This is a genomic window from Candidatus Ulvibacter alkanivorans, from assembly GCF_003333325.1.
GTDB classification, from domain to species: domain Bacteria; phylum Bacteroidota; class Bacteroidia; order Flavobacteriales; family Flavobacteriaceae; genus Ulvibacter_A; species Ulvibacter_A alkanivorans.
On sequence record NZ_QOLC01000004.1, the window covers coordinates 1 to 20,931 of the forward strand.

Genomic DNA, 20,931 nt, shown 5'->3' on the forward strand with positions numbered 1-20,931 from the left:
TGGAAAAGAAAGCGAGTAAAATTTGTTTATAGAAAAACTTGACAGCTATTGGAACGTATTCTTCTGGCAAACAGATAAAATAATTTCAATATAGATTCAATTTGTACAGCGTTTATCCATTCGATGATTACTATTCGCTCAATAAATTGTATTTTAGTGTAATATTCAAATCCCATTCTTTATGTCTATTTTACCGGAAAGTATTGATCGTTATCGAAAATTTTTCGGGTTACTTATTAAGTATTGGAATAGTGACCTTCTTAATTATTCGACTTCTCAAGCGTTAGGCGAATCTCAAGAATCTCTGAATAATGATTTTGAAAATTCACCTGAAAAACTTGTTAGTGACTTGCAAAAGATGGGGCCTGTTTATATCAAGTTAGGGCAATTGTTATCAACTCGACCTGACTTATTACCTAATTCTCACTTAGAGGCCTTATGTGAATTACAAGACGATGTAGCGCCAATTCCGTATGAAGAAATTCATCAAATCTTCGAACAAGAAGTAGGTACTCGGATATCGAAAGCGTTTACAAATTTTGAAGAAAAGCCACTTGCCAGTGCTTCTATTGGCCAAGTGCATAAAGCAACGCTTCATTCGGGTTTGACAGTAGCTGTGAAGATCCAACGTCCAGGCATTAGACAGAAATTTGTTTCAGATCTCGACACACTTAGGGAAGTCGCGACTTGGGCTCATAAGAATTCAAAAGAAGCTAGGAAATATAACGTACAAGATGTCGTTGAGGAACTTGAATTTACATTACTAAATGAGCTCGATTATAAAGCTGAAAAACAAAATCTAATAGTTTTAAGTAAAACTTTAAGCGAGTTTAAGCATCTGGTAGTCCCTACACCAATTTCCGACTATTGCACGTCCAAGGTACTAACCATGGAATATTTGGAGGGAAAAAAGGTAACATTGATAAATCCGCTAAGACGCATAGAACAAAACCTAAGTCCATTAGTGGATGAGTTGGTTAGGGGATATCTCAAGCAAATTATCATTGTAGGTAATGCTCATGCCGATCCACATCCAGGAAACATTCATATTACACCAGATCACAAGCTAGCAATCATGGATTTAGGCATGGTCGCTCAATTCCCTGAGAAACTAAGAGAACAGTTTATGGAGTTGATTCTAGCTTTAAGCGAAAACAACAGTGAACAAGTTGTGTCGGTTTTATTAGCTTTAAGCACATATGATCTTGAAAAAGCTCCTATAAATACCTTCAGAAAAGAAATAACGCGAATAATCCTAGAAAACAGTACTAGTTCGGCCAAAGAATTGCAAACGGGGCGTCTCATAATCCAGATGAATCGAATTGCTGCTCACAACGATATAAAACTCCCTGTGGAATTAAACATGCTGGCAAAGATCTTGCTAAACTTAGATCAGATTATTGCTGTGCTTTCGCCAAATTACAATTTGAATGCAACTATAAAAAGTTATATGAACGAGATTATGCAATCAAAAATGATTGATGATTTGAAACCTGGAAATCTCCTACACTTAGCTTTAGAAACTAAAAGACTCGCTGAAAAAATGCCAGAACGGGTCAATGCCATTTTAGATAAGGTGGCCAATAACAGATTGGAAGTCAAAGTAAATGCTATAGACGAAGCGAGATTCACAGATGCCTTTCAAAAAGTGGCAAATCGAATTACACTAGGAATTATAATTGCATCAATGATTATTGGAGCTGCTTTGCTTATCCAAATTGATACTAGTTGGACGATTATGGGTTATCCCGCACTTGCTATTATTTTATTTTTAGTAGCAGCACTCATTGGTTTTTATGTTATCTATCAAATTGTCGTTAAGGACGACAACTTTAAAAAGTAAATGCACATTCAATTGATATTGTTGCGAATTTAAAAAATTGAAAAGTGAAAAAAACCTTACTAACATTAGGTCTAGCGTTAATTGCTTTTATCACACTAACTTATTTTTCGTTTTGGAGTCAGCCATCTGACCCTGAAATTTCTGTCTTACTGAATAACAAAGATTTCGATTCTATTTCATTTGCTAATGTAAGGGAAGTTAAAATTGCCGCAAGTACACAATACGACGGAAATTTGCTAAAACGACTCATGCAAGGCGAACACTATAGAAGGTCATGGGAAGTTACTGTTTTGGCCGAAATCGTATATTTAGACACTTTATTTGGAGGGATGGAATTTGTAGAAGAAGGAGGTGGTAAGCAAACTAGCTCACTAGAAATAAAATCAAAAGATGGTGTGATCTACACCTTACGTAGTATCAACAAAAACCCAGAGGCCCTCGTACCCGAATATGTAAAAAGTCTAGGAGTTGAAAATCTAATTATGGACGGCATCTCTGCGCAACATCCATACGGAGCTCTACCTGCTGCCTCATTGTCTGAAACCGTAAATGTGATACACACTCATCCTCGATTGGTATTTATTCCCGAACAAGCTTGGTTATCATCCTTAAACCAACAATATGGCAATCGACTTTATTTTTTAGAATACGAAAGCGAAGGAGGTGAAAATTGGACTGGAATAAAAAACGTTGTAAATATTATAGATACAGAAGATCTTATAGAATTGAAGTTAAAAAATTACAAGAATACCCACATCGATTATGCTGCGCTTGTAAGAGCACGACTCCTTGATCTATTTATAGGTGATTGGGATCGTCATGCCAAACAATGGGGATGGGCGATGCAAAAAAAGGGAGACAGCTTAATAGGTATTCCTATTGCAGCAGATAGAGACAATGCATTCTTTACCTTAGATGGTGTACTCCCTACCCTTATTTCTAACAAGAACATAAAACCTAAATTAAGACCCTTTAAGGATGAAATTGATTACTTGCCAGGTCTGCTATATGATTTCGATGCTTATTTTTTAAAGGACGTTCCGGTATCTGTATTTATTTCGCAAGCTGAATATTTACAAGCTAAACTTACAGATGATGTAATTGAAAAAGCATTGTTGAAATTTCCTAAAGAAGTATACGATCTTGATGCAGAAGAAATAGAAATTAAATTGAAATCTCGACGTGAGAATTTAGTTGCTTACGCTAAAAAATTCAAATTAATTCTAAACGAAAAATCGAGACCTACAAACCCATTAAACGGATTATATGATGTAAACCTCCCGGAGCATTTAATTAAGTGTTTTGATTGTTCTCAGGAACACGAATAACATTCCTAAACATTTCTTACTTAATTATGTATAACATTTTCTCATTTGAAAATAAAAACTCCCCAAAGGATACTTCCTGGGGAGTCATTTTTTGTAGCGAGAAGGAGACTTGAACTCCTGACCTCCGGGTTATGAATCCGACGCTCTAACCACCTGAGCTACCTCGCCATATTTTGCGGTTGCAAAGATAGCAACAAATTAATCTGAAGCAAATAATAGATTGTATTTATTTTAGCTTCGCTATCAATTCTGAGGTGTTTACTCGCACCTGATCGCCTAGCTTCATATTTTTCAAGGTAAATTGTTGTTCGTTCATTTCGCTTTCACCTGCTAGCACCACAAAAGGAATATTGCGTTTATCGGCATAGCCCATCTGTTTACCCATTTTAGCCTCATCTGGATACAACTCTGCAGAGATGCCCTCGGCTCTTAATGTAGCTATCGCTTGTAATGCATATAGCGCCTCTTTCGTACCAAAATTTATAAAGAGAACTTGAGTCGTAGCCGAAACAGTTTTTGGAAAAAGATCCAGCTCTTCAAGCACCAAATAGATACGGTCTAGACCGAAGCTTATACCTACACCACTCATGTCTTTAAGTCCGAAAATACCGGTAAGATCATCGTAACGTCCTCCCCCACCAATGCTGCCCATCTTTACTTCGGAAGGTGCCGCCACTTCAAAAATAGCTCCCGTGTAATAGTTAAGACCCCGCGCCAAGGTGACATCAATCTCTAAAGTTGCAGTTTTTAATTGAAGGGTTTGTATCTGTTCGATTATAAAACCGAGTTCGTCAACACCTTGCATTCCTATTGAAGAAGAAGCTAAGAGTTCACGTAATTTCGCTAGCTTTTCACTAGCCGATCCGCTCACCGAAAATAAAGGCTGAAGTCTGTTGATAGCTTCCTCGGATATTCCTTTTTCGCGCATTTCTTTAGTTACTCCCGCCTCACCAATCTTATCTAATTTGTCCAGTGCCACTGTGAAATCGATAAGCTTATCTTCTGCTCCAATCACTTCTGCGATACCACTAAGCACTTTGCGATTGTTCATTTTAATGGTGACGCCCTTTAGATCTAGTTTGCTAAAAACAGCATCATATAATTGTACAAATTCAACCTCTTGCCAAAGAGAAGTACTTCCCACTACATCGGCATCGCACTGATAGAATTCTCTAAAACGTCCTTTTTGCGGACGGTCGGCACGCCATACCGGTTGTATTTGATAGCGTTTAAAAGGAAAGGTGATCTCGTTTTGGTGTTGTACGACATATCGTGCGAAAGGTACTGTTAGGTCGTAACGCAATGCTTTTTCGGATATTCTTGGCGTCATTTTTAAGCTATCCTTCTCAGCATACAGCGAATCGTCAACTTTCCGAAGAAAATCACCACTGTTCAATATCTTAAATATAAGTCGGTCTCCCTCATCACCATATTTCCCCATCAAGGTTTCACTATTCTCAAAAGAGGGCGTCTCAATAGGCTGAAATCCGTAGTTGGTAAAACAGCCTCTTATGGTATCCATGATGTAGTTTCGTTTTACTACTTCAGTTGGAGAAAAATCACGGGTCCCTTTGGGTATAGAAGGTTTTTTTGACAAAGTAAACAGGTCTTATGTATTAAACATTTTTATTCTGCAGGCAAGATAAGCAAGCCGTTGTAATTCCTGCAAATATCTTAATTTCTAGACACATTTTACAGTTTAAACCATAGAATTGTAATCGAAAGCCCCACTGCATTACGAGCTAATAAAGGAGTAGATGCCTAATTGGTAATTATTCTATTATTTTTGTAACAATACGTGTCGTCACGAGTCTAACGAGAAACACTTTTAGCGCTACTATGTTTTCATTGTTCCGAGAGAATATTCGAATTGCACTCGATTCCATTAAGAGTCAGTTGCTTAGAACCATATTAACGGTGATCATTATTGGAATTGGTATATGGGCGCTGGTAGGTATTTTAAGTGCGGTAAAAGCATTAGAGAACACTATTTCAAGTGATTTCGCATCCATGGGTGCCAACACATTTAATATTCAGCGCTATGAGTTCACGGTACAGCGACAAGGGGGGGAACGTGAAAAGATCAATCCCATTATTAGCTACGATAATATTAGAGAGTTTGTAGACAAGTACGATTATCCGTTCACCGAAACCTCGGTTTCCTTTCGTGCCACCAGCGGTGCTGAAGTAAAGTATGAGAACGAGAAGACAGACCCGGAAGTGCAGGTATTTGGGGTGAATGAGCATTATTTGGCCAATACAGGAACTGAAGTGGAGACAGGTCGACAATTTACCTACTTCGACATTGAAAATAATAATAAGGTCTGTATCATCGGATCTGATTTTCTGAAGAATCTATTTGAAAATGAGAATCCAATTAACAAGACCATTAGTATTCGTGGTGTAAAGTTTAAGATCATAGGCGTGTTGGAGTCTAAAGGGTCTACCTTCGGAAACAATCAAGATTTAAAAGTGTTGATCCCGATTCAAGTGGCACGTGGTATTTATACGCAACCCAATATTAATTACTCCATAAGTATAAAGGTGGAGGATAAAGAATTACTGCAAGCAGCTCAAGATGAGGCCATAATCACCTTTCGAAATGTTCGAAAACTAAATCCTATTGAAGAAAACAACTTCGGAATAGAACGCAGTGAGGACCTTATAAATCGTATAGCTTCGATTACCGGTTATCTAGAATGGGCGGCATGGATTATTAGTATCATCACCATTTTAGGCTCCTCCATTGCCTTAATGAATATTATGCTGGTTTCGGTAACGGAACGCACACGAGAGATTGGTGTTAGAAAGGCGCTTGGTGCCAAGCGCTCCACCATTTCCACTCAGTTCTTTATGGAAACCATCGTTATTGGTCAGTTTGGGAGCTTTCTTGGAATTCTATTAGGGATCCTCACCGGTTTTGCCTTTGCCAAGATCTTTAATTTTGATTTTAGTTTACCGTGGGCCGCCATGATCTGGGCAACCGTTATCACGTTTCTCGTTGCTGTTATTGCCGGTAGTTATCCTGCTACTAAGGCGGCGAAACTAGATCCTATAGAAAGTTTGCGTTACGAGTAATTTTGTCATTCATAGCAATGCGTAGCATCCCTTGCCATTCAGAGCGAAGCGTAGCATCTTTTGTCATTCAGAGCGAAGCGAAGAATCTCATTACATAAACCAACACCTTACTAAAGATCTCTCACATCCGTTCGAGATGACAATACGACGTCATTCAGAGCAAAGCGTAGCAACCCTTGTCATTCAGAGCGAAGCGAAGAATCTTTTGTCATTCAGAGCAAAGCGAAGAATCTTTTGTCATTCAGAGCGAAGCGAAGAATCTTTTGTCATTCAGAGCGAAGCGAAGAATCTTTTGTCATTCAGAGCGAAGCGAAGAATCTCATAACACAACCCAATACCTCACTAAAGATCTCTCACATCCGTTCGAGATGACAATACGACGTCATTCAGAGCAAAGCGTAGCAACCCTTGTCATTCAGAGCGAAGCGAAGAATCTTTTGTCATTCAGAGCGAAGCGAAGAATCTCATAACACAACCCAACACCTTACTAAAGATCTCTCACATACGTTCGAGATGACCGTGGATTACTTATTTAAAATATCCTCAAAAAAGCGATACAGTTCTCCCTTTGTTATAATGGCTCCTTGTTGTATCAAAGCAAATATATCGGCATTCTTATCTTCGGAAAAAGCCTTAGTTGCCGTGTAGAACTCCACTTCGTCTGATGCGAAGTTCTCTTGCAACCATCTGTAGCCTTCGGCGGTTGTGATATCTTTGGTTTCATCGGTTACTTTTACCGCGATAAGTTTCATCTCAGTTTCGGCAATACGAAACAAGAACAATTGTAGAGGCGACATGTTTTCTAAGTACTCCGCTTTTTGAAGTACGCCTTCCCAAACCAGGTCGCTAAACACATCTAATTCTTGTTCTGCAACTTCAGGTTGTTTTTCTTTAATAGCGGCCCATTCTTCAGCCGTAATGGATTGGGTCGCTAAAAAATTTATAAACTCGGGGTGAAGTTCTTCGAATTGTTCTTTTGTAAGTCGTGTGTATTTCATTTTCAGAAAAAAATAAAAAGAAAAACCCCAACGCTATGGTCGGGGTTCTAAACTATGTTAAAGGTATATTAGTTTACCTCAGCGATCACGTCGAATGTGAAGTTTTCTATCACATCGCGGTGAAATCGAATGGTTGCTTCATACTGCCCGGTACGCTTAATAGCGCCACCGGCGATCGAGATATACTTTTTCTCGATAGAAACACCTTCTTTCTCTAATGCAGCTGCAAGATCTGCATTCGTTACTGAACCAAACAACTTATCACCTTCTCCTGTCTTCGCAGGAATCTTAAGTTCTAAGATCTCGTTCAACTTATCGGCTTCTTTCTGAGCCTCGTCTATGATCTTCTTCTCTTTGTAGGCACGTTGCTTTAATGTTTCGGCCAACATCTTCTTTGCAGAAGGCGTTGCCAATACCGCGTGACCACGTGGGATCAAATAATTTCTTCCGTATCCGTTCTTTACAGTTACTACATCATCTGTAAAACCCAGATTTTCTACATCTTTCTTTAATATAAGTTCCATTATCTATTGGTTTTTTATTTTAATAAATCGGCTACGTAAGGCATTAATGCCAAGTGACGTGCACGTTTAACAGCTACTGCCACTTTACGTTGATACTTTAAAGAAGTTCCTGTAAGACGTCTAGGTAAGATCTTACCTTGCTCGTTTACAAATTTTAATAAGAAGTCCGGATCCTTGTAATCGATATACTTGATTCCTGACTTTTTAAAACGACAGTACTTCTTTGTTTTAGTAGTTTCTATATTTAATGGTGTAAGATATCTGATCTCACCATCTTTCTTTCCTTTTGCTTGTTGTTGTAAAGTTGCCATGTGTTACGCTTTTTGTTTGTTACGGTTTCTTCTTTTCTCAGCCCAAGCAATCGCATGCTTGTCTAAAGCTACGGTAAGGTAACGCATAACACGCTCTTCACGTCTAAAGGCCAATTCAAGTTCGTTGATCGCATCACCTTCTACAGTGTACTCGAACAAGTGATAAAAACCACTCTTTTTGTGTTGGATCGCGTAGGCTAATTTTTTAAGCCCCCAATCTTCTTTGGATATCATCTTAGCACCTCTAGAAACAAGAATATCTTCAAATTTCTTAACTGTTTCCTTTATCTGCTCTTCAGATAAAACGGGATTTAAGATGAAAACAGTTTCGTAATGATTCATAAAAATCGTTTAATATTAATAATTTAATTCATTGGCTTTCTGCCAAGAGCGGGCAAAAATACTATATTTATTATTATTATCAAATCTATTTGCAAAAAGAAAACTGCCTACTCAAAAAAGAATTTTCTGACAGAAAAAGATGAAGCGCCTAATTTTAACGACAAAAGTTAAAAAAACTTGCACTTCATCGATTTTTTCCCTATCATTGCTATTAATAAAACCAGCTAACTGTGGACAAACCAATACTTAAGTGTGCCATTGTAGACGATTCTACTTTACAGCGACTTTCCATCGTTAAACTCATCGAAAATCATCCCTCTTTGCATCTTGTAGAAGAATATAACAATGCAATAGAAGCAAAAATGGGATTGGCTAATAATGAGATCGACCTTATCTTTTTAGATATTGAAATGCCAATTCTTTCCGGCTTCGATCTGCTTGATGACCTTACTCACAAACCACAGATTATTTTTGTTACCGGGAAAACGAAATATGCCTTTAAGGCTTTCGATTATGATGCGGTCGATTATCTTCGGAAACCGATCTCTAAAGATCGCTTTCTGAATGCGGTTCACAAAGCAATTACCAATTACAAGCTTAAGAACGACGACGGCTTCGACGAAGAAGATTTTATCTTCGTAAAAAGCAATCTTAAAAAGCGTAAGGTATTCTTAAACGAATTACGCTACATTGAGGCTTTGGGTGACTATGTAAAATTAGTGACCGAGCACGATGCACTTGTTGTACTTTCAACCATGAAAGCCTTTGAATCACTCCTGCCAAGTGATCGTTTTTTACGTATCCACAAATCGTATATCGTAAATCTTGACAAAGTAGAACGATACAACAGCAAAGTCATAGAATTAGATCAAGAGCAATTGCCGTTAAGTCGAAATCGCAAAGCAGATCTTGTTGAAGCACTCGCTTCTTCTATGCGCAACTAATAATTATCAACATCTATACTTAAGCGAACCGTCGAAAATTCTTTTATAGCGTTAAAACTTCGTTGCACCTTGCTAATATAGTTCTTCGTTTTACCTAATGATTGTTGCTTCGGAATCTTCACAAGAATATTCGTAATAAATTGATTGCGTATTCGTCCTACAGGAGGTTGTTCTGGACCAAGCACATTTGCTCCCAATTTTAATTCCAAAGCACGACCAAACCATACCGCTGCCTTTTGCATCTTATCGAAATTACGGTCTTTACAGGTAATCTTTATCGTTCGGAAGTACGGCGGATACTTATATTGGTAGCGTTCTTCGGTTTGCTGCTTATACATTAACTCATAATCATTGGTGCTTACTTGCTGCAAAATTTGATGGTACGGATTAAACGTTTGAATAAGTACCTTGCCGCGCTTTTCGGTTCTACCGGCACGTCCTGAAACTTGTTGCAACAATTGATAACTGCGTTCATGTGCTCTAAAATCGGGGAAATTTAAAAGATTATCGGCATTCATAACACCCACCAATCCAATATTCCTAAAGTCAAGGCCTTTGGCTAACATTTGCGTACCCACCAAAATATCGATCTCTAAGTTTTCTAATTTCTCGATCAATTTTGCGTATGCATGCTTCCCTCTTGTAGTATCTTGATCCATTCGAGCAATCGTATGATCGGGAAATAATGAGCTCAATTCTGTTTCGATCTGCTCGGTTCCAAATCCTTTGGCATCTAAGGTCTCACTTCCACAGGCCATGCACGATTGCAACATAGCCATATGGTATCCACAATAATGGCATCGCAATTCTTTCTTGTATTGATGGTAGGTAAGACTTACATCACAATTTGGACATTGAGGCGATATACCACAGGTAGTACACTCGACTATGGGTGAAAAACCACGGCGATTTTGAAAAAGGATAATCTGCTCTTCGTTCGCCAACGCCTCATGCATCGCTTCCAGCAAGTGATCACTAAAATGCCCTTTCATCAATTTCTTTCGGTGCTTTTCTTTAATATCGACCAACTCAATATCCGGCATTAAAACATTTCCGAAGCGCTTCTTTAACTGAACCAATCCGTACTTGCCAGTTTCTGCGTTATGGTAACTTTCCAGCGAAGGAGTTGCCGAACCCATAAGTGTTTTTGCCTGATGCAAACTTGCGAGTACTATGGCCGCATCCCTTGCGTGATACCTTGGTGACGGATTATACTGTTTAAACGACGGCTCGTGCTCTTCATCTACAATGATCAGTCCGAGGTCACTAAAGGGCAAAAATAAGGAGGATCGTGCGCCAATTACGATCTGTGCTTTCGGTTTGTTGTTTAAAACGTTGTTCCACACCTCTACCCGCTCGTTCACAGAATATTTTGAATGGTATACCGAAACTTTTTCAGCAAAATAAAACTGTAAACGTGAAATAAGTTGTGTGGTCAAAGCGATCTCAGGAAGCATATACAATACTTGTTTGCCCGTTGCTATCAACTCGGCAATTAGTTTTACGTAGATCTCCGTTTTTCCGCTGGACGTCACACCGTGTAACAGCACCACATCTTGATTATCAAAATTTGATCGTATTTCTGAAAATGCTTGCTCCTGAGCCTCGTTCAGTTCTTTTACTTCGGAAGCCTCCTCACCTTCATACTGTATCCTATCCCTTTGAAGAAAATATTCTTCTAAAACACCTTTATCGATAAGTGTCTTAATAACTGAAGCTGTTGTATCGCTCTTCTTTTGTAGCTCTACCGATTCTACTGGTTTTTTTTGCTGAGCCGACAGCATAAAAAGATTCATAAGCACTTCTCGCTGTTTTGGAGCTCTTGTCAAGGTGTCCAACAGTGCTCTTAGGTTTTCTTCGGAAGCGTAATTAGATGCTAACTTTAAGTAGCGCTTCAGTTTAGGGGTGTATTGTTCGTATACTTCTTCTTGTACTTCGATGACTTTTTTCTGAAGCAACCCGTCCAAAATTTTAACCACATGCTGTTTATCCAGTATGTTTCGGATATCGTTAATATGTAAACTAGGCTGATGCTGCAAGGCTTCAAATACCATAAATTCTTCATCCGAAAAGTCACTTTCATCCACTTCCTTTTCCGAAGCTATCAAACTCACTATCGTCTCGCTCTCTAACAAAAAGGCGCTTGGCAAGGCCGCGCGAACTACTTCACCCAAAGTGCACATGTAGTAATTTGCTATCCACTCCCAATGCTTGATCTGTCGTTGCGTGATCAAGGGTTGCTCATCTAATATCTGATCAATCGTCTTGGTCTCGTAATTAGGTGGTTTGTCTTTGAAGACTGCGTACACGATACCGGTATAGACTTTTGTCTTTCCAAAAGGTACGGCAACACGCATTCCTTGTTGTAAGAATGAAGCTTCTTCTTTACGTATGTTATAGGTAAAGGTTTGCTTTAAAGGAATGGGTAATATGACGTCAATAAAATACAGGCCAATGATTTTTATGGTGGTCGAAGACGGCTAACTTCAGGTCTACGTTTAAAAATTAAATATAAAAAAGGCCGCCCGATTTACGTGGCAGCCTTCCTATTTTTTATTCACGACTTATTATTTTACGCGATACCAATATTGTGTTCTTCCCAATAGTGAAAAACCAATATAGCCACGTACTTTTAACTTATCGTCTTCTTCCAGTTCGATATAGCACTTATAAAGCTTACCGTTTTCTGGATCGAGGATCTTTCCATCATTGTATTCATCACCGTCTTTTTCTAGTCCGCGAATAATTTTCAAACCTAAAATAGGCTTGTCTTTATCTGCTCCTTCGCATTCGGTGCACAGTGCATTTCGGCGTTCTTCTTTAAGGATATCGACTACTTTTCCGTAGATCTTACCATTCTCTTCGTAGATCTCTACGATCGACTTGGCGTCACCGCTTACATCATCTATGGTCTTCCACTTACCAACCACCGATTGAGCAGAAGTTGTGATGGAAACCATCGCCATTATCAAAGAAATTATTATGTATTTTTTCATATTGCTGTTTTTAATTGCCTAACATGGCTTTTTTAAGTTTGCTGTCGGCCGGGTCGTTTCCTAGCCAAATACCGAATAATGCTTTTTTAAATGTCATACCCGTGATGGTACCTAATTCTTTGCCGTTCTTGTAAGCAACGACCCCTTTTCCTTTTTGATAGGTGATATCGAATACATCATCTTCAACGATTTCTTCACTAAAAAAGCCTATAAATTTTTTAATTTCCGAAGCAATTGGGGAAGTATTCCCATTTGTGGATGCATCGAATCCCTCTTCTACAGCTTCACTCATCGCTTCACTAGAAACAAAAGAGGATGTAATTACCAAGCGGATCGCCATGGTTTCATCGGCACTGATTATGCTTTTGGCACTGCTGGACTTGTTAGCAAGGTATAAACCTCCCGAATACAATTTTAATACTAGGGCTTTCTTACGAATCCCAGCACCATTTAGTGCTAACTCCTCTCCTCCAAAAGTTAAGGTATTGGGCAAGGTTACGCTTCCTACCTGCGTTTGTGCCACTGCCATTTGCACAGTGATCATTGCCATTACGAGTACAATTAATTTTTTCATTTTACGTGTTTGAATTAGTTATAAGTTAATCTGTATTTTCTTCATTCTTGTCTTTGAGTCGCTGTAATGAAATATTAAGTTCGAAACCTAACAACAACAAGTTTGCGTTGATCCAAATATATAACATCATAATTAAAAGAGCTCCAAGAGAACCATATAACTCGTTATAATTTGAAAAGTTATTAATGTAAACACCAAATAAATAGGTGGTCAACAAGAACAACAAGGTAGTTATAATAGCTCCTAACGAAAAGAATCGCGATTCTTTCCCCTCCTTTGTTCCATAATAATAGAGCGTTGCGATAATAACATACACCATAACAACAAAGACCGTGAGCTGTAAGGCCGATATCCAAAATAATTCGTTAGAAATATAATCGTTCCCTTTCAAATTGGCTATGATATACTCGCCATACAAAATGACTCCCACCGTAAATAACAACAACAGTGCCAAAAAGATAGACACTACAAGGGCTATAAGGTATTGTCTAAAAAACGTTCGATTCATCGTTACGTGAAACGAATATTCGAATGCGCTAAATATGGCGTTCACGCCATTGGCAGCCAAAAATATGGAAAGAAAAAACACGAACGATAATAGGCCACCTCGTGGATTTACCGCAATATCGGCGATCACGGGATAAAAGAACTCGGTGGTTTGCGGAGGCAATAGGTTTTCAATAAATCGTAAAAAACGAGTTTGAAAGCCTTCTACAGGTACAATTGGAATTAAATTCAGAATGAACAGAAGAAATGGAAAGATGGCCACAAAAAAACTATAGGCAATCGAACTGGCCCTAGACGAGAAAGTTCCTTTAATGATACCGGTTCCATAAATGTCTAATAAATGGTATAGTGACAAGCCATTAGTACCGGGTATCGTAACTCGTTTGCTAAAGCGAACCAGGTTGCGAATAATTTTATATTTACTTTCTTTTTCTTCCGAATCGGCCATTAAACAGCTTTTAAACTCAGGTCCATATTATGCACCGAATGTGTTAAAGCGCCACTACTAATATAATCTACCCCACAGTCTGCGTACTTTCTAGCGGTCTCTAAGGTAATACCGCCACTCGATTCTGTTAAACAGTGATCGCCAATCATTTCGACCGCCTTCCTTGTATCTTCGTAATTGAAATTATCGATCAAGATCCGATAGACACCTTCGTTTTTTAAGATCTCTTCTATTTCTGCCAGATTTCTAGCTTCAACAATGATCTTTAACCCTAATTGATTGTCTTGCAAGTATTCTTTGGTCTTTTGAATGGCCTTGGTGATCCCACCACAAAAATCGATATGATTGTCTTTTAACATGATCATATCGTAGAGCGCAAAACGATGGTTCTCCCCCCCTCCTATCTTTACGGCCCATTTTTCTAGGGCTCTTATTCCGGGAGTTGTCTTACGTGTATCTAATATTCGGGTTTGGGTTCCGGCTAGCAACTTTACGTACGCATTTGTTTTGGTCGCAATAGCACTCATACGTTGCATCGCGTTTAACACCAAGCGCTCACTTTTTAGAATAGATTGCGATAGTCCGGAAACATAGAAACAAACATCGCCGTAAGCCACTTCTCTTCCATCCGGAATTCGGATGTCGAGCTCTAAACCGGGATCTACAAATTCGAATACTTGTCGGGCAAAGTCCACGCCGGCAATTATACCTTCGTCTTTTACCAAAAGTTTGGCAGATCCTCTGGCATCTTCGGGAATACATGCTAAGGAGCTGTGATCTCCGTCACCAACATCTTCTCGAATTGCATTCGAAATAATAGTGTTAATTTCTTTGTTAAATTGTTTTTTAGAGATCATGATAGCGCAATTTTTAGCTAAAATAGCCTAAAAAGTTTGAAGTCGGAAAACATAAGCCGCAACAGACTTCATTTTATCTTTGTATTTTTGGCCTCTGAAAGTGTTCTGTATGAAAATAACTTTATTGGCTATTGGCAAGACCGATCAAAAAGAGCTTCAGTCCTTGATCGACCTGTACCAACAACGACTGAAGCATTATATTTCATTCGATCTAATTGAATTACCGGACATAAAAAAAGGCAAGAATCTTTCCGAAGCAAACCAGAAAAAGGCCGAAGGCGAATTGCTTCAGAAACATTTACAGAATTCAGATCATGTGATCTTACTGGATGAAAAAGGAAAATCGTATTCTTCTTTACGCTTTGCCGATCTCCTTCAGAAAAAAATGAATAGCGGATATAAGAACTTGGTGTTCATTATTGGCGGACCATACGGATTTAGTGAGGACCTATACCAACGGGCCAACGGCAAACTAGCACTATCTGCGATGACCTTTTCACACCAAATGGTACGGTTATTCTTTGTAGAACAGTTGTATCGTGGATTTACAATTCTTAAAAATGAGCCTTATCATCATCAATAGAACATTTCACAGATAACTGTCACATCACGATTTTGACCTCGTCATTACTCTAAAGCTTCTCATGAATACATATTTAGCAGTCATTCTATTCACATGTACCTTTCTTAGTTCCCAACTATACAGCCAGAACAACGCCGCTATCGAATCAATTGATCCGAGTGAAAAAGGGTTCTCTAAACAAAAACTAGATTCGTTAGGAGACTTTCTTGAATCGGCCGGCTCTCATTCTTTGCTGATCCTAGCTGATGGTAAAAAGGTGTATGATTGGGGAAATAGCGGCCAAAAAATTCTCGTTCATTCCATTCGAAAAGCACTTTTAAACTCGTTATATGGAATTTATATAAGTAACGGAACTGTAGATACCACACTTACCTTAAAAGAGTTGCAAATTGATGATATTGCTTCATTGACCGAAACAGAAAAAACGGCTACCATTGCAGACCTCTTAAAATCAAGATCTGGTATTTATCATCCTGCCGCTGCAGTTTCCGAAGGTATGCTAGCCAATATGCCAAAACGTGGAACGCATATACCTAATGAACACTATTATTACAACAATTGGGATTTTAATACACTGGGATTTATACTGGAAAAGCTCACCGGAGAACGATTGTTCGATCTGTTTTATCGTAAAATAGCCAAACCGATTGGAATGGACTATGCCAATGATATCATTTCGATTACAGATCCAACAGATGCTTGGGCTATTCCAAATGTTGACGGATTTTATCAATACGAAACCAACAAGTCGCAATTCCCTGCTTTTCATTTTAGATTGTCGGCTAGGGACCTAGCTTTGTACGGGCAGCTCTATTTAAACAATGGTAGTTGGAATGGCGAGCAGATCATACCTAAAGAATGGATAGAAGTGTCTACAAAGCCCTATTCAATAACAAATGAAGCATATGGTATTGGCTACGGGATGTTATGGAATGTGCTCATTCCAAACGAGAATAGAAACTCTAAATCGTATTACCATACTGGTGTTGGCATACATATGCTAGGAATCTATCCCGAGGCCGGCGTCGTTCTGGTTCATAGGGTTGATACCGAACAAGACCACACATTTCATAAAGGTCATTTTTATCGAATGATCTCCATGGTATGGAATTCGAGGGTATTAACTGAAGCCACAAAATAGCGTGGCTTTTTTTTAATCGAATAGGCTCACCACCAACAATCAAGATAATCGGTGATCATATGAAAAAGCAATCCGACAGCAACGATACGGGATTTTTTGAAAAATAAGAGCAGTACATAGATCGAGATCGCCCAATAGCTATGCAAAAAATGAAATCCGATACTACAACGATCCGGATCAAAGATCGGCGTTGCCCATAGGTGATCCAGGTCCACAATCATGGTTGCTAACATAATTATCCAAGCGTGTTTCCATTGGTCTTTAAAGAACAGTAACGCAAGGAGACCTGGAGCTAGAAAGTGTAACGAATAGTGGACAATTGTTTGTAACATTACTTACTGAAATCGAGAGATCCATTTAATAAGTTTAAATCGACCTGCTGTGTGTGGAAAATATTTTATGGGCAACTCGAACCAAGTTGGCTTTTTCAAAATTCCTTTGTAGTGACTAAATGCTTTAAAGCCGGCTTCTCCATGATACGCACCAATTCCACTATCGCCTACACCTCCAAATGGCAATCTGGAATTTGTAATATGCATCACCGCATCGTTTACTGCACCACCGCCAAAAGACAACTTCTTGAGAACGGCTTCACGTTCACTTCGTTTATTTGTAAAGACATAGCAGGACAAAGGTTTGGGTAATTGTGCCACCGTATGTATTGCTTCATCTAAGGTGTCATACTCTATTACAGGTAATATTGGCCCAAAGATCTCTTCTTGCATGACCGCATCCTCGAAGGTTACATCGCGAAGCACAGTAGGTTCGATGTATCGATCTGTTTTGCTCACGGTCCCCCCATAATAAATGTTCGCATCCTCCATAAGCCCTTGAAGTCGCTCTACATGGTCGTTATTGATGATCTGTACATAATTGTCGTTCTCAAAAGCAAATTGTTGCGAACTAATTTCATCTACGAGCGACGTAAGGAATTGATCTTTCACTTTTTTATCCACCATCACATAATCGGGTGCAATACACGTTTGTCCTGCGTTTAAGAATTTGGCCCAAACTAATCGTTTTACCGACATTTTTACATTGCAATCTTCACTGATAAAAGCCGGACTTTTTCCGCCCATTTCTAAGGTTACCGGTGTTAAATTTTCTGCTGCGGCTTTATATACGATCTTGCCCACTTTGGTACTACCCGTGAAAAATATCTTATCAAATTTTTGGTTTAGCAATTCGGTTGTTTCGGGCACACCTCCTTCTACTACATGGAAATATTCCGAAGAAAAAGTGCTGTTTATCAATTGTGCCATAACGGCCGACGTACGAGCGGGTAGCTCACTAGGTTTAAGTACAATAGTGTTTCCTGCTGCCATCGCCGCAATTACAGGGGCGAGCGACAATTGGTAAGGATAGTTCCACGCTCCAATGACCAAGGCAACACCCAGTGGTTCGGGTTGTACAAAACTTGTTCCCGGAAAGTTTATAAGATCGGTCTTGACCTTTTGTTTTCTAGACCACTTGTAAATATGCTTTTTAGCGTCGTCAATGTCTTGATACAACAACGATAGCTCAGATGTATACGTATCGAACTTCGATTTTTTGAAGTCGGAGTAAATTGCTTCGTAAAGCAGTTCTTCGTTATCGTTAAGTAATTGTTTTAAGGTATCCAGCTGTTTTCTTCGGAAGGCGATATCCTTGGTCTGCTGTGTTTGAAAGTACGTGCGCTGCTTCGCTACTAGGTCATGCATTAGAACAGTTTTCCCTAAAAATAATGCAAATACAACACCTTGCTGTTAAAAAAATGGCAAATTATTCCTTTTTACGATTTAGAACTTTATACTCCTCGTAGCATTCGCTTATGGCGTCCAGTATCTGAAGATCGCTTGCCGTATTTATAAAATCGACAGAGTAATTACACTTGTTCAATATCTCGTCTATATCGGGTTTTTCCAGTTGAAGTACCGCCATAAGTGTTTCGCGATCATATTTACTGGCCAACAGATTTCGAATCTCATCATCCTGTTTCATTTTACGCAATTTACGCATCTGTTTGGGGCGTTTTCCGAAGACATTATACAGGAAATCGGCAGGATTAAAGATCGCACTTAGTACCTTATTGACCGCTCCTGGCTGACGACTCCCTCCTTCATAGCCACTGCTTAAACCGGAAATTCGGTATCGGTAATTATCGTAGATTGGAATGATCTTAGCATCAACCTCAACATAACCGGTGAGTTGCACAGGGCGCACCACCACTTCTTCTAAGGCTATACTTAGCTCGGTCATCTTTATCTTGATCTCACCAAATTTTGTCCAATCGTTGGTCACTCGAACGCGAATGGACTTAAAACCCAAATACGAGAAATACAAGGTGTCATTTACCGCCGCGCGAATCGAAAAGTATCCCTCGCTATTGGTGGTAGCTCCTACCACACTGTTCAAGTTTACGATGTTTACATTTTCCAATGGTTCATCGGTGGCATCGTTTAGCACTTTCCCCTCAATTAATGGAGGTTGCACTAGCGATTCCTGAGCAGTACCAACGGTAACGCACATCAAAATAATTAATAGTAAACCGATTCTTTTCATAGCATGCACGGTGTAAATGTACATAAATAGACGAGAATTTCATGCCAAAGTTTCATCGATGGACAAGAAAATAATTACCCTCTTCTTCTGCGGCCTCCGGTGCCTTTCGCATTTGGTTTTTCACTGCGACGTCGGCTCTTTCCTTTAAATTTCGGTTTATCATCACTAGAACGTCCACCTTTATTAAATCCGCCTTTTCCACGACCACCGCCTTTTTTGAAATCACCATCTCCGCCTCTACGTCGTCCTTTTTTACGACTTCGACCACCGCTATCCTTGGATATTTCTACCGAAATAGTTCGACCATCGAGTTTAAAATCGTTAAAAATACTAAGTACAAGGTCTTGGTGCTTGGCATCGGTATTAAAGAAAGAAAATGAATCTTTTACATCGACCTTGTATACATCGTCTTGCCCTAGTTGAAGCAGATCGCGTAAAAAGTCTTTAAGACTCATCCAATTGAAATCGTCTTTACCACCTATATTAATAAAATAGCGAACCGAATCTTTTGAGTCACCTTGTGACGGATCACCGGCGGCTGTGTTAAGATCTTTCGATTTTTTATAGTAGTTGTAAAAACGTGTAAATTCTACCGAAAATACTTTCTTAATGAGTTCTTCCTTGCTGAAGTCTGAAAGCACCTCGTTAATATTCGGCAGGTAGGCATCGATCTCGTGATTGATCTCTGTATTCTTTATACTGTTAGCCAAATGGAAGAGTTGTACTTCACAAATTTCCATCCCGGATGGGATGTCTTTTTGTTCAAATTTTTTCTGAATGATCTTCTCTATCGCTTTGATCTTGCGAAGTTCACTTTTTGAAACGATGACCATAGAGACACCGCTCTTCCCTGCTCGACCTGTACGTCCACTTCGGTGTGTGTACGTCTCGATCTCATCGGGTAATTGATAGTTGATCACGTGAGTAATATCGTCTACATCGATCCCTCTAGCAGCAACATCGGTTGCTACCAGCATTTGAATTTGGCGCGTTCGAAACGATTTCATCACTAGATCGCGCTGATTCTGACTAAGATCTCCATGTAAGGCAGCAGCATTATAACCGTCGGTTATTAATTGTTCAGCTACTTTTTGGGTATCGCGTTTCGTACGGCAAAATATTACCGAAAAGATATCCGGATTGGCATCGGCCAACCGTTTTAGTGCCAAATAGCGATCTCGAGCGTTTACCAAATAATACTCATGCGACACATTTTCAGATCCAACATTCTTAGAACCTATGGTAATCTCGACCGGCGTATGCATAAACTTCTTAGCAATACTCGCCACTTCCTTAGGCATTGTTGCACTAAAAAGCCAAGTGCTCTTGTCTTTTGGTGAGTGGGATAAGATCTCAGAGATATCTTCGTAAAAGCCCATGTTCAACATTTCATCGGCCTCATCTAGAACACAATATTCAATTTTTGAAATATCGATCATTCCTCGACCTATCATATCCTTCATTCTTCCGGGGGTCGCGACGATGATCTGTGATCCTCTTTTAATTTGACGGGCCTGGTCGGTGATGCTCGCACCACCATAAACAGCTGTGATGTTGAGACCTTTCATGTATTTCCCATAGTTGTTCATCTCATTGGTGATCTGTAAACACAGTTCACGCGTTGGAGACAATATTAGGCCTTGGGTGGTTCGGCTATCTACATTGATCTTTTGTAGCATTGGAAATCCGAAAGCGGCTGTTTTCCCGGTTCCAGTTTGTGCCAAGGAAACCATATCGGTTTCTCGATCTAATAGAATTGGAATTGTTTTTTCTTGTACTTCCGAAGGGGATTCAAATCCCATATCGGTAACGGCCTGAAGTAAATTCTCGTCAAGGCCTAACGATTTAAATGTAGACATATAAAATAATAAGTGTTTTATCTGTACTGTTCTGAAGTAAGCTCGACAAATAAAAAC

General features: G+C 39.3%; 20 protein-coding genes and 1 tRNA gene. 6 read left to right on the forward strand and 15 right to left on the reverse strand.

What is annotated here, in order from left to right; translation table 11 throughout:
- The first annotated feature begins 181 nt into the window (after positions 1-181).
- A complete protein-coding gene (locus tag DWA30_RS00315) occupies positions 182-1,843 on the forward strand; it encodes an ABC1 kinase family protein (RefSeq protein WP_114490557.1) in 1,662 nt (553 codons plus the stop codon).
- Positions 1,844-1,887: 44 nt separating this feature from the next.
- The gene (locus tag DWA30_RS00320) at positions 1,888-3,171 is read left to right on the forward strand and encodes a fibronectin type III domain-containing protein (RefSeq protein WP_114490558.1); all 1,284 of its coding nucleotides are present in this window, start codon (positions 1,888-1,890) and stop codon (positions 3,169-3,171) included.
- Positions 3,172-3,265: 94 nt separating this feature from the next.
- On the opposite strand, the gene DWA30_RS00325 is transcribed toward DWA30_RS00320, so the two are convergent.
- Together DWA30_RS00325 and hisS are read right to left on the reverse strand one after the other, a co-directional pair.
- Positions 3,266-3,339, reverse strand: a tRNA-Met gene (locus tag DWA30_RS00325).
- A 58-nt stretch (positions 3,340-3,397) separates the two neighbouring features.
- Complete coding sequence (gene hisS / locus DWA30_RS00330) at positions 3,398-4,768, reverse strand: histidine--tRNA ligase (protein WP_114490559.1); 1,371 nt, start codon at positions 4,766-4,768, stop codon at positions 3,398-3,400.
- A gap of 242 nt (positions 4,769-5,010) precedes the next feature.
- On the opposite strand from hisS, the gene DWA30_RS00335 reads away from it, so the two are divergent.
- The gene (locus DWA30_RS00335; protein WP_114490560.1) at positions 5,011-6,249 is read left to right on the forward strand and encodes an ABC transporter permease; all 1,239 of its coding nucleotides are present in this window, start codon (positions 5,011-5,013) and stop codon (positions 6,247-6,249) included.
- Between the two features lie 524 nt (positions 6,250-6,773).
- On the opposite strand, the gene DWA30_RS00340 is transcribed toward DWA30_RS00335, so the two are convergent.
- From DWA30_RS00340 to rpsF, 4 genes are all read right to left on the reverse strand, one after another.
- On the reverse strand, positions 6,774-7,247 hold the full coding sequence (locus tag DWA30_RS00340; RefSeq protein WP_114490561.1) for a DUF6495 family protein: 474 nt from the start codon (positions 7,245-7,247) through the stop codon (positions 6,774-6,776).
- 68 nt (positions 7,248-7,315) lie between these two features.
- Positions 7,316-7,771, reverse strand: a complete 456-nt coding sequence (gene rplI, locus DWA30_RS00345) for a 50S ribosomal protein L9 (protein ID WP_114490562.1) — start codon at positions 7,769-7,771, stop codon at positions 7,316-7,318.
- Between the two features lie 14 nt (positions 7,772-7,785).
- Positions 7,786-8,082, reverse strand: a complete 297-nt coding sequence (gene rpsR / locus DWA30_RS00350; RefSeq protein ID WP_114490563.1) for a 30S ribosomal protein S18 — start codon at positions 8,080-8,082, stop codon at positions 7,786-7,788.
- A 3-nt stretch (positions 8,083-8,085) separates the two neighbouring features.
- Positions 8,086-8,424, reverse strand: a complete 339-nt coding sequence (gene rpsF / locus DWA30_RS00355; protein WP_114490564.1) for a 30S ribosomal protein S6 — start codon at positions 8,422-8,424, stop codon at positions 8,086-8,088.
- Between the two features lie 230 nt (positions 8,425-8,654).
- On the opposite strand from rpsF, the gene DWA30_RS00360 reads away from it, so the two are divergent.
- Positions 8,655-9,368, forward strand: coding sequence for a LytR/AlgR family response regulator transcription factor (locus DWA30_RS00360; protein ID WP_114490565.1), 714 nt, complete (start codon positions 8,655-8,657; stop codon positions 9,366-9,368).
- Here the strand turns inward: DWA30_RS00360 and priA are convergent.
- The 5 genes from priA to nadC form a co-directional block, all read right to left on the reverse strand.
- A complete protein-coding gene (gene priA, locus DWA30_RS00365) occupies positions 9,365-11,818 on the reverse strand; it encodes a replication restart helicase PriA (protein ID WP_114490566.1) in 2,454 nt (817 codons plus the stop codon). The genes DWA30_RS00360 and priA overlap by 4 nt on opposite strands.
- Positions 11,819-11,935: 117 nt before the next feature.
- Complete coding sequence (locus tag DWA30_RS00370) at positions 11,936-12,364, reverse strand: DUF2147 domain-containing protein (RefSeq protein WP_114490567.1); 429 nt, start codon at positions 12,362-12,364, stop codon at positions 11,936-11,938.
- 10 nt (positions 12,365-12,374) lie between these two features.
- Entirely contained in the window at positions 12,375-12,938 is a 564-nt protein-coding gene (locus DWA30_RS00375; RefSeq protein ID WP_114490568.1) for a chalcone isomerase family protein, read from the reverse strand.
- Between the two features lie 25 nt (positions 12,939-12,963).
- A complete protein-coding gene (locus tag DWA30_RS00380; protein ID WP_114490569.1) occupies positions 12,964-13,893 on the reverse strand; it encodes a YihY/virulence factor BrkB family protein in 930 nt (309 codons plus the stop codon).
- Positions 13,893-14,750 carry a carboxylating nicotinate-nucleotide diphosphorylase gene (nadC, locus tag DWA30_RS00385; RefSeq protein ID WP_114490570.1) on the reverse strand — a complete coding sequence of 286 codons (858 nt, stop codon included), beginning with the start codon at positions 14,748-14,750 and terminating at the stop codon, positions 13,893-13,895. The genes DWA30_RS00380 and nadC overlap by 1 nt, the downstream gene beginning before the upstream one ends.
- A 109-nt stretch (positions 14,751-14,859) precedes the next feature.
- Here nadC and rlmH point away from each other — a divergent pair, with 109 nt between their 5' ends.
- Both rlmH and DWA30_RS00395 read left to right on the forward strand, forming a co-directional pair.
- The gene (gene rlmH / locus DWA30_RS00390) at positions 14,860-15,333 is read left to right on the forward strand and encodes a 23S rRNA (pseudouridine(1915)-N(3))-methyltransferase RlmH (protein ID WP_114490571.1); all 474 of its coding nucleotides are present in this window, start codon (positions 14,860-14,862) and stop codon (positions 15,331-15,333) included.
- A 61-nt stretch (positions 15,334-15,394) separates the two neighbouring features.
- On the forward strand, positions 15,395-16,474 hold the full coding sequence (locus tag DWA30_RS00395; RefSeq protein ID WP_114490572.1) for a serine hydrolase domain-containing protein: 1,080 nt from the start codon (positions 15,395-15,397) through the stop codon (positions 16,472-16,474).
- A 26-nt stretch (positions 16,475-16,500) separates the two neighbouring features.
- Here the strand turns inward: DWA30_RS00395 and DWA30_RS00400 are convergent, their stop codons facing one another.
- The 4 genes from DWA30_RS00400 to DWA30_RS00415 all read right to left on the reverse strand — a co-directional run bounded on the left by DWA30_RS00400 (position 16,501) and on the right by DWA30_RS00415 (position 20,874).
- A complete protein-coding gene (locus tag DWA30_RS00400; protein ID WP_114490573.1) occupies positions 16,501-16,806 on the reverse strand; it encodes a DUF6122 family protein in 306 nt (101 codons plus the stop codon).
- 3 nt (positions 16,807-16,809) lie between these two features.
- Positions 16,810-18,174, reverse strand: a complete 1,365-nt coding sequence (locus tag DWA30_RS00405) for an aldehyde dehydrogenase (RefSeq protein WP_114490574.1) — start codon at positions 18,172-18,174, stop codon at positions 16,810-16,812.
- Between the two features lie 61 nt (positions 18,175-18,235).
- Positions 18,236-19,015, reverse strand: coding sequence for a carboxypeptidase-like regulatory domain-containing protein (locus DWA30_RS00410; RefSeq protein ID WP_114490585.1), 780 nt, complete (start codon positions 19,013-19,015; stop codon positions 18,236-18,238).
- A gap of 74 nt (positions 19,016-19,089) precedes the next feature.
- Entirely contained in the window at positions 19,090-20,874 is a 1,785-nt protein-coding gene (locus tag DWA30_RS00415) for a DEAD/DEAH box helicase (RefSeq protein ID WP_114490575.1), read from the reverse strand.
- Positions 20,875-20,931 lie beyond the last annotated feature (57 nt).

Excerpts from the sequence above, each read along its gene's own strand:
- DWA30_RS00415 (WP_114490575.1), bottom strand. The coding sequence starts at position 20,874 with ATGTCTACATTTAAATCGTTAGGCCTTGACGAGAATTTACTTCAGGCC.
- nadC (WP_114490570.1), bottom strand. The coding sequence starts at position 14,750 with ATGATCTCTAAAAAACAATTTAACAAAGAAATTAACACTATTATTTCG.
- DWA30_RS00400 (WP_114490573.1), bottom strand. The coding sequence starts at position 16,806 with ATGTTACAAACAATTGTCCACTATTCGTTACACTTTCTAGCTCCAGGT.
- DWA30_RS00410 (WP_114490585.1), bottom strand. The coding sequence starts at position 19,015 with ATGAAAAGAATCGGTTTACTATTAATTATTTTGATGTGCGTTACCGTT.
- rpsF (WP_114490564.1), bottom strand. The coding sequence starts at position 8,424 with ATGAATCATTACGAAACTGTTTTCATCTTAAATCCCGTTTTATCTGAA.
- rlmH (WP_114490571.1), top strand. The coding sequence starts at position 14,860 with ATGAAAATAACTTTATTGGCTATTGGCAAGACCGATCAAAAAGAGCTT.
- DWA30_RS00340 (WP_114490561.1), bottom strand. The coding sequence starts at position 7,247 with ATGAAATACACACGACTTACAAAAGAACAATTCGAAGAACTTCACCCC.
- DWA30_RS00405 (WP_114490574.1), bottom strand. The coding sequence starts at position 18,174 with ATGCATGACCTAGTAGCGAAGCAGCGCACGTACTTTCAAACACAGCAG.
- DWA30_RS00395 (WP_114490572.1), top strand. The coding sequence starts at position 15,395 with ATGAATACATATTTAGCAGTCATTCTATTCACATGTACCTTTCTTAGT.
- DWA30_RS00315 (WP_114490557.1), top strand. The coding sequence starts at position 182 with ATGTCTATTTTACCGGAAAGTATTGATCGTTATCGAAAATTTTTCGGG.
- DWA30_RS00335 (WP_114490560.1), top strand. The coding sequence starts at position 5,011 with ATGTTTTCATTGTTCCGAGAGAATATTCGAATTGCACTCGATTCCATT.
- DWA30_RS00375 (WP_114490568.1), bottom strand. The coding sequence starts at position 12,938 with ATGAAAAAATTAATTGTACTCGTAATGGCAATGATCACTGTGCAAATG.
- rpsR (WP_114490563.1), bottom strand. The coding sequence starts at position 8,082 with ATGGCAACTTTACAACAACAAGCAAAAGGAAAGAAAGATGGTGAGATC.
- DWA30_RS00370 (WP_114490567.1), bottom strand. The coding sequence starts at position 12,364 with ATGAAAAAATACATAATAATTTCTTTGATAATGGCGATGGTTTCCATC.
- DWA30_RS00380 (WP_114490569.1), bottom strand. The coding sequence starts at position 13,893 with ATGGCCGATTCGGAAGAAAAAGAAAGTAAATATAAAATTATTCGCAAC.
- rplI (WP_114490562.1), bottom strand. The coding sequence starts at position 7,771 with ATGGAACTTATATTAAAGAAAGATGTAGAAAATCTGGGTTTTACAGAT.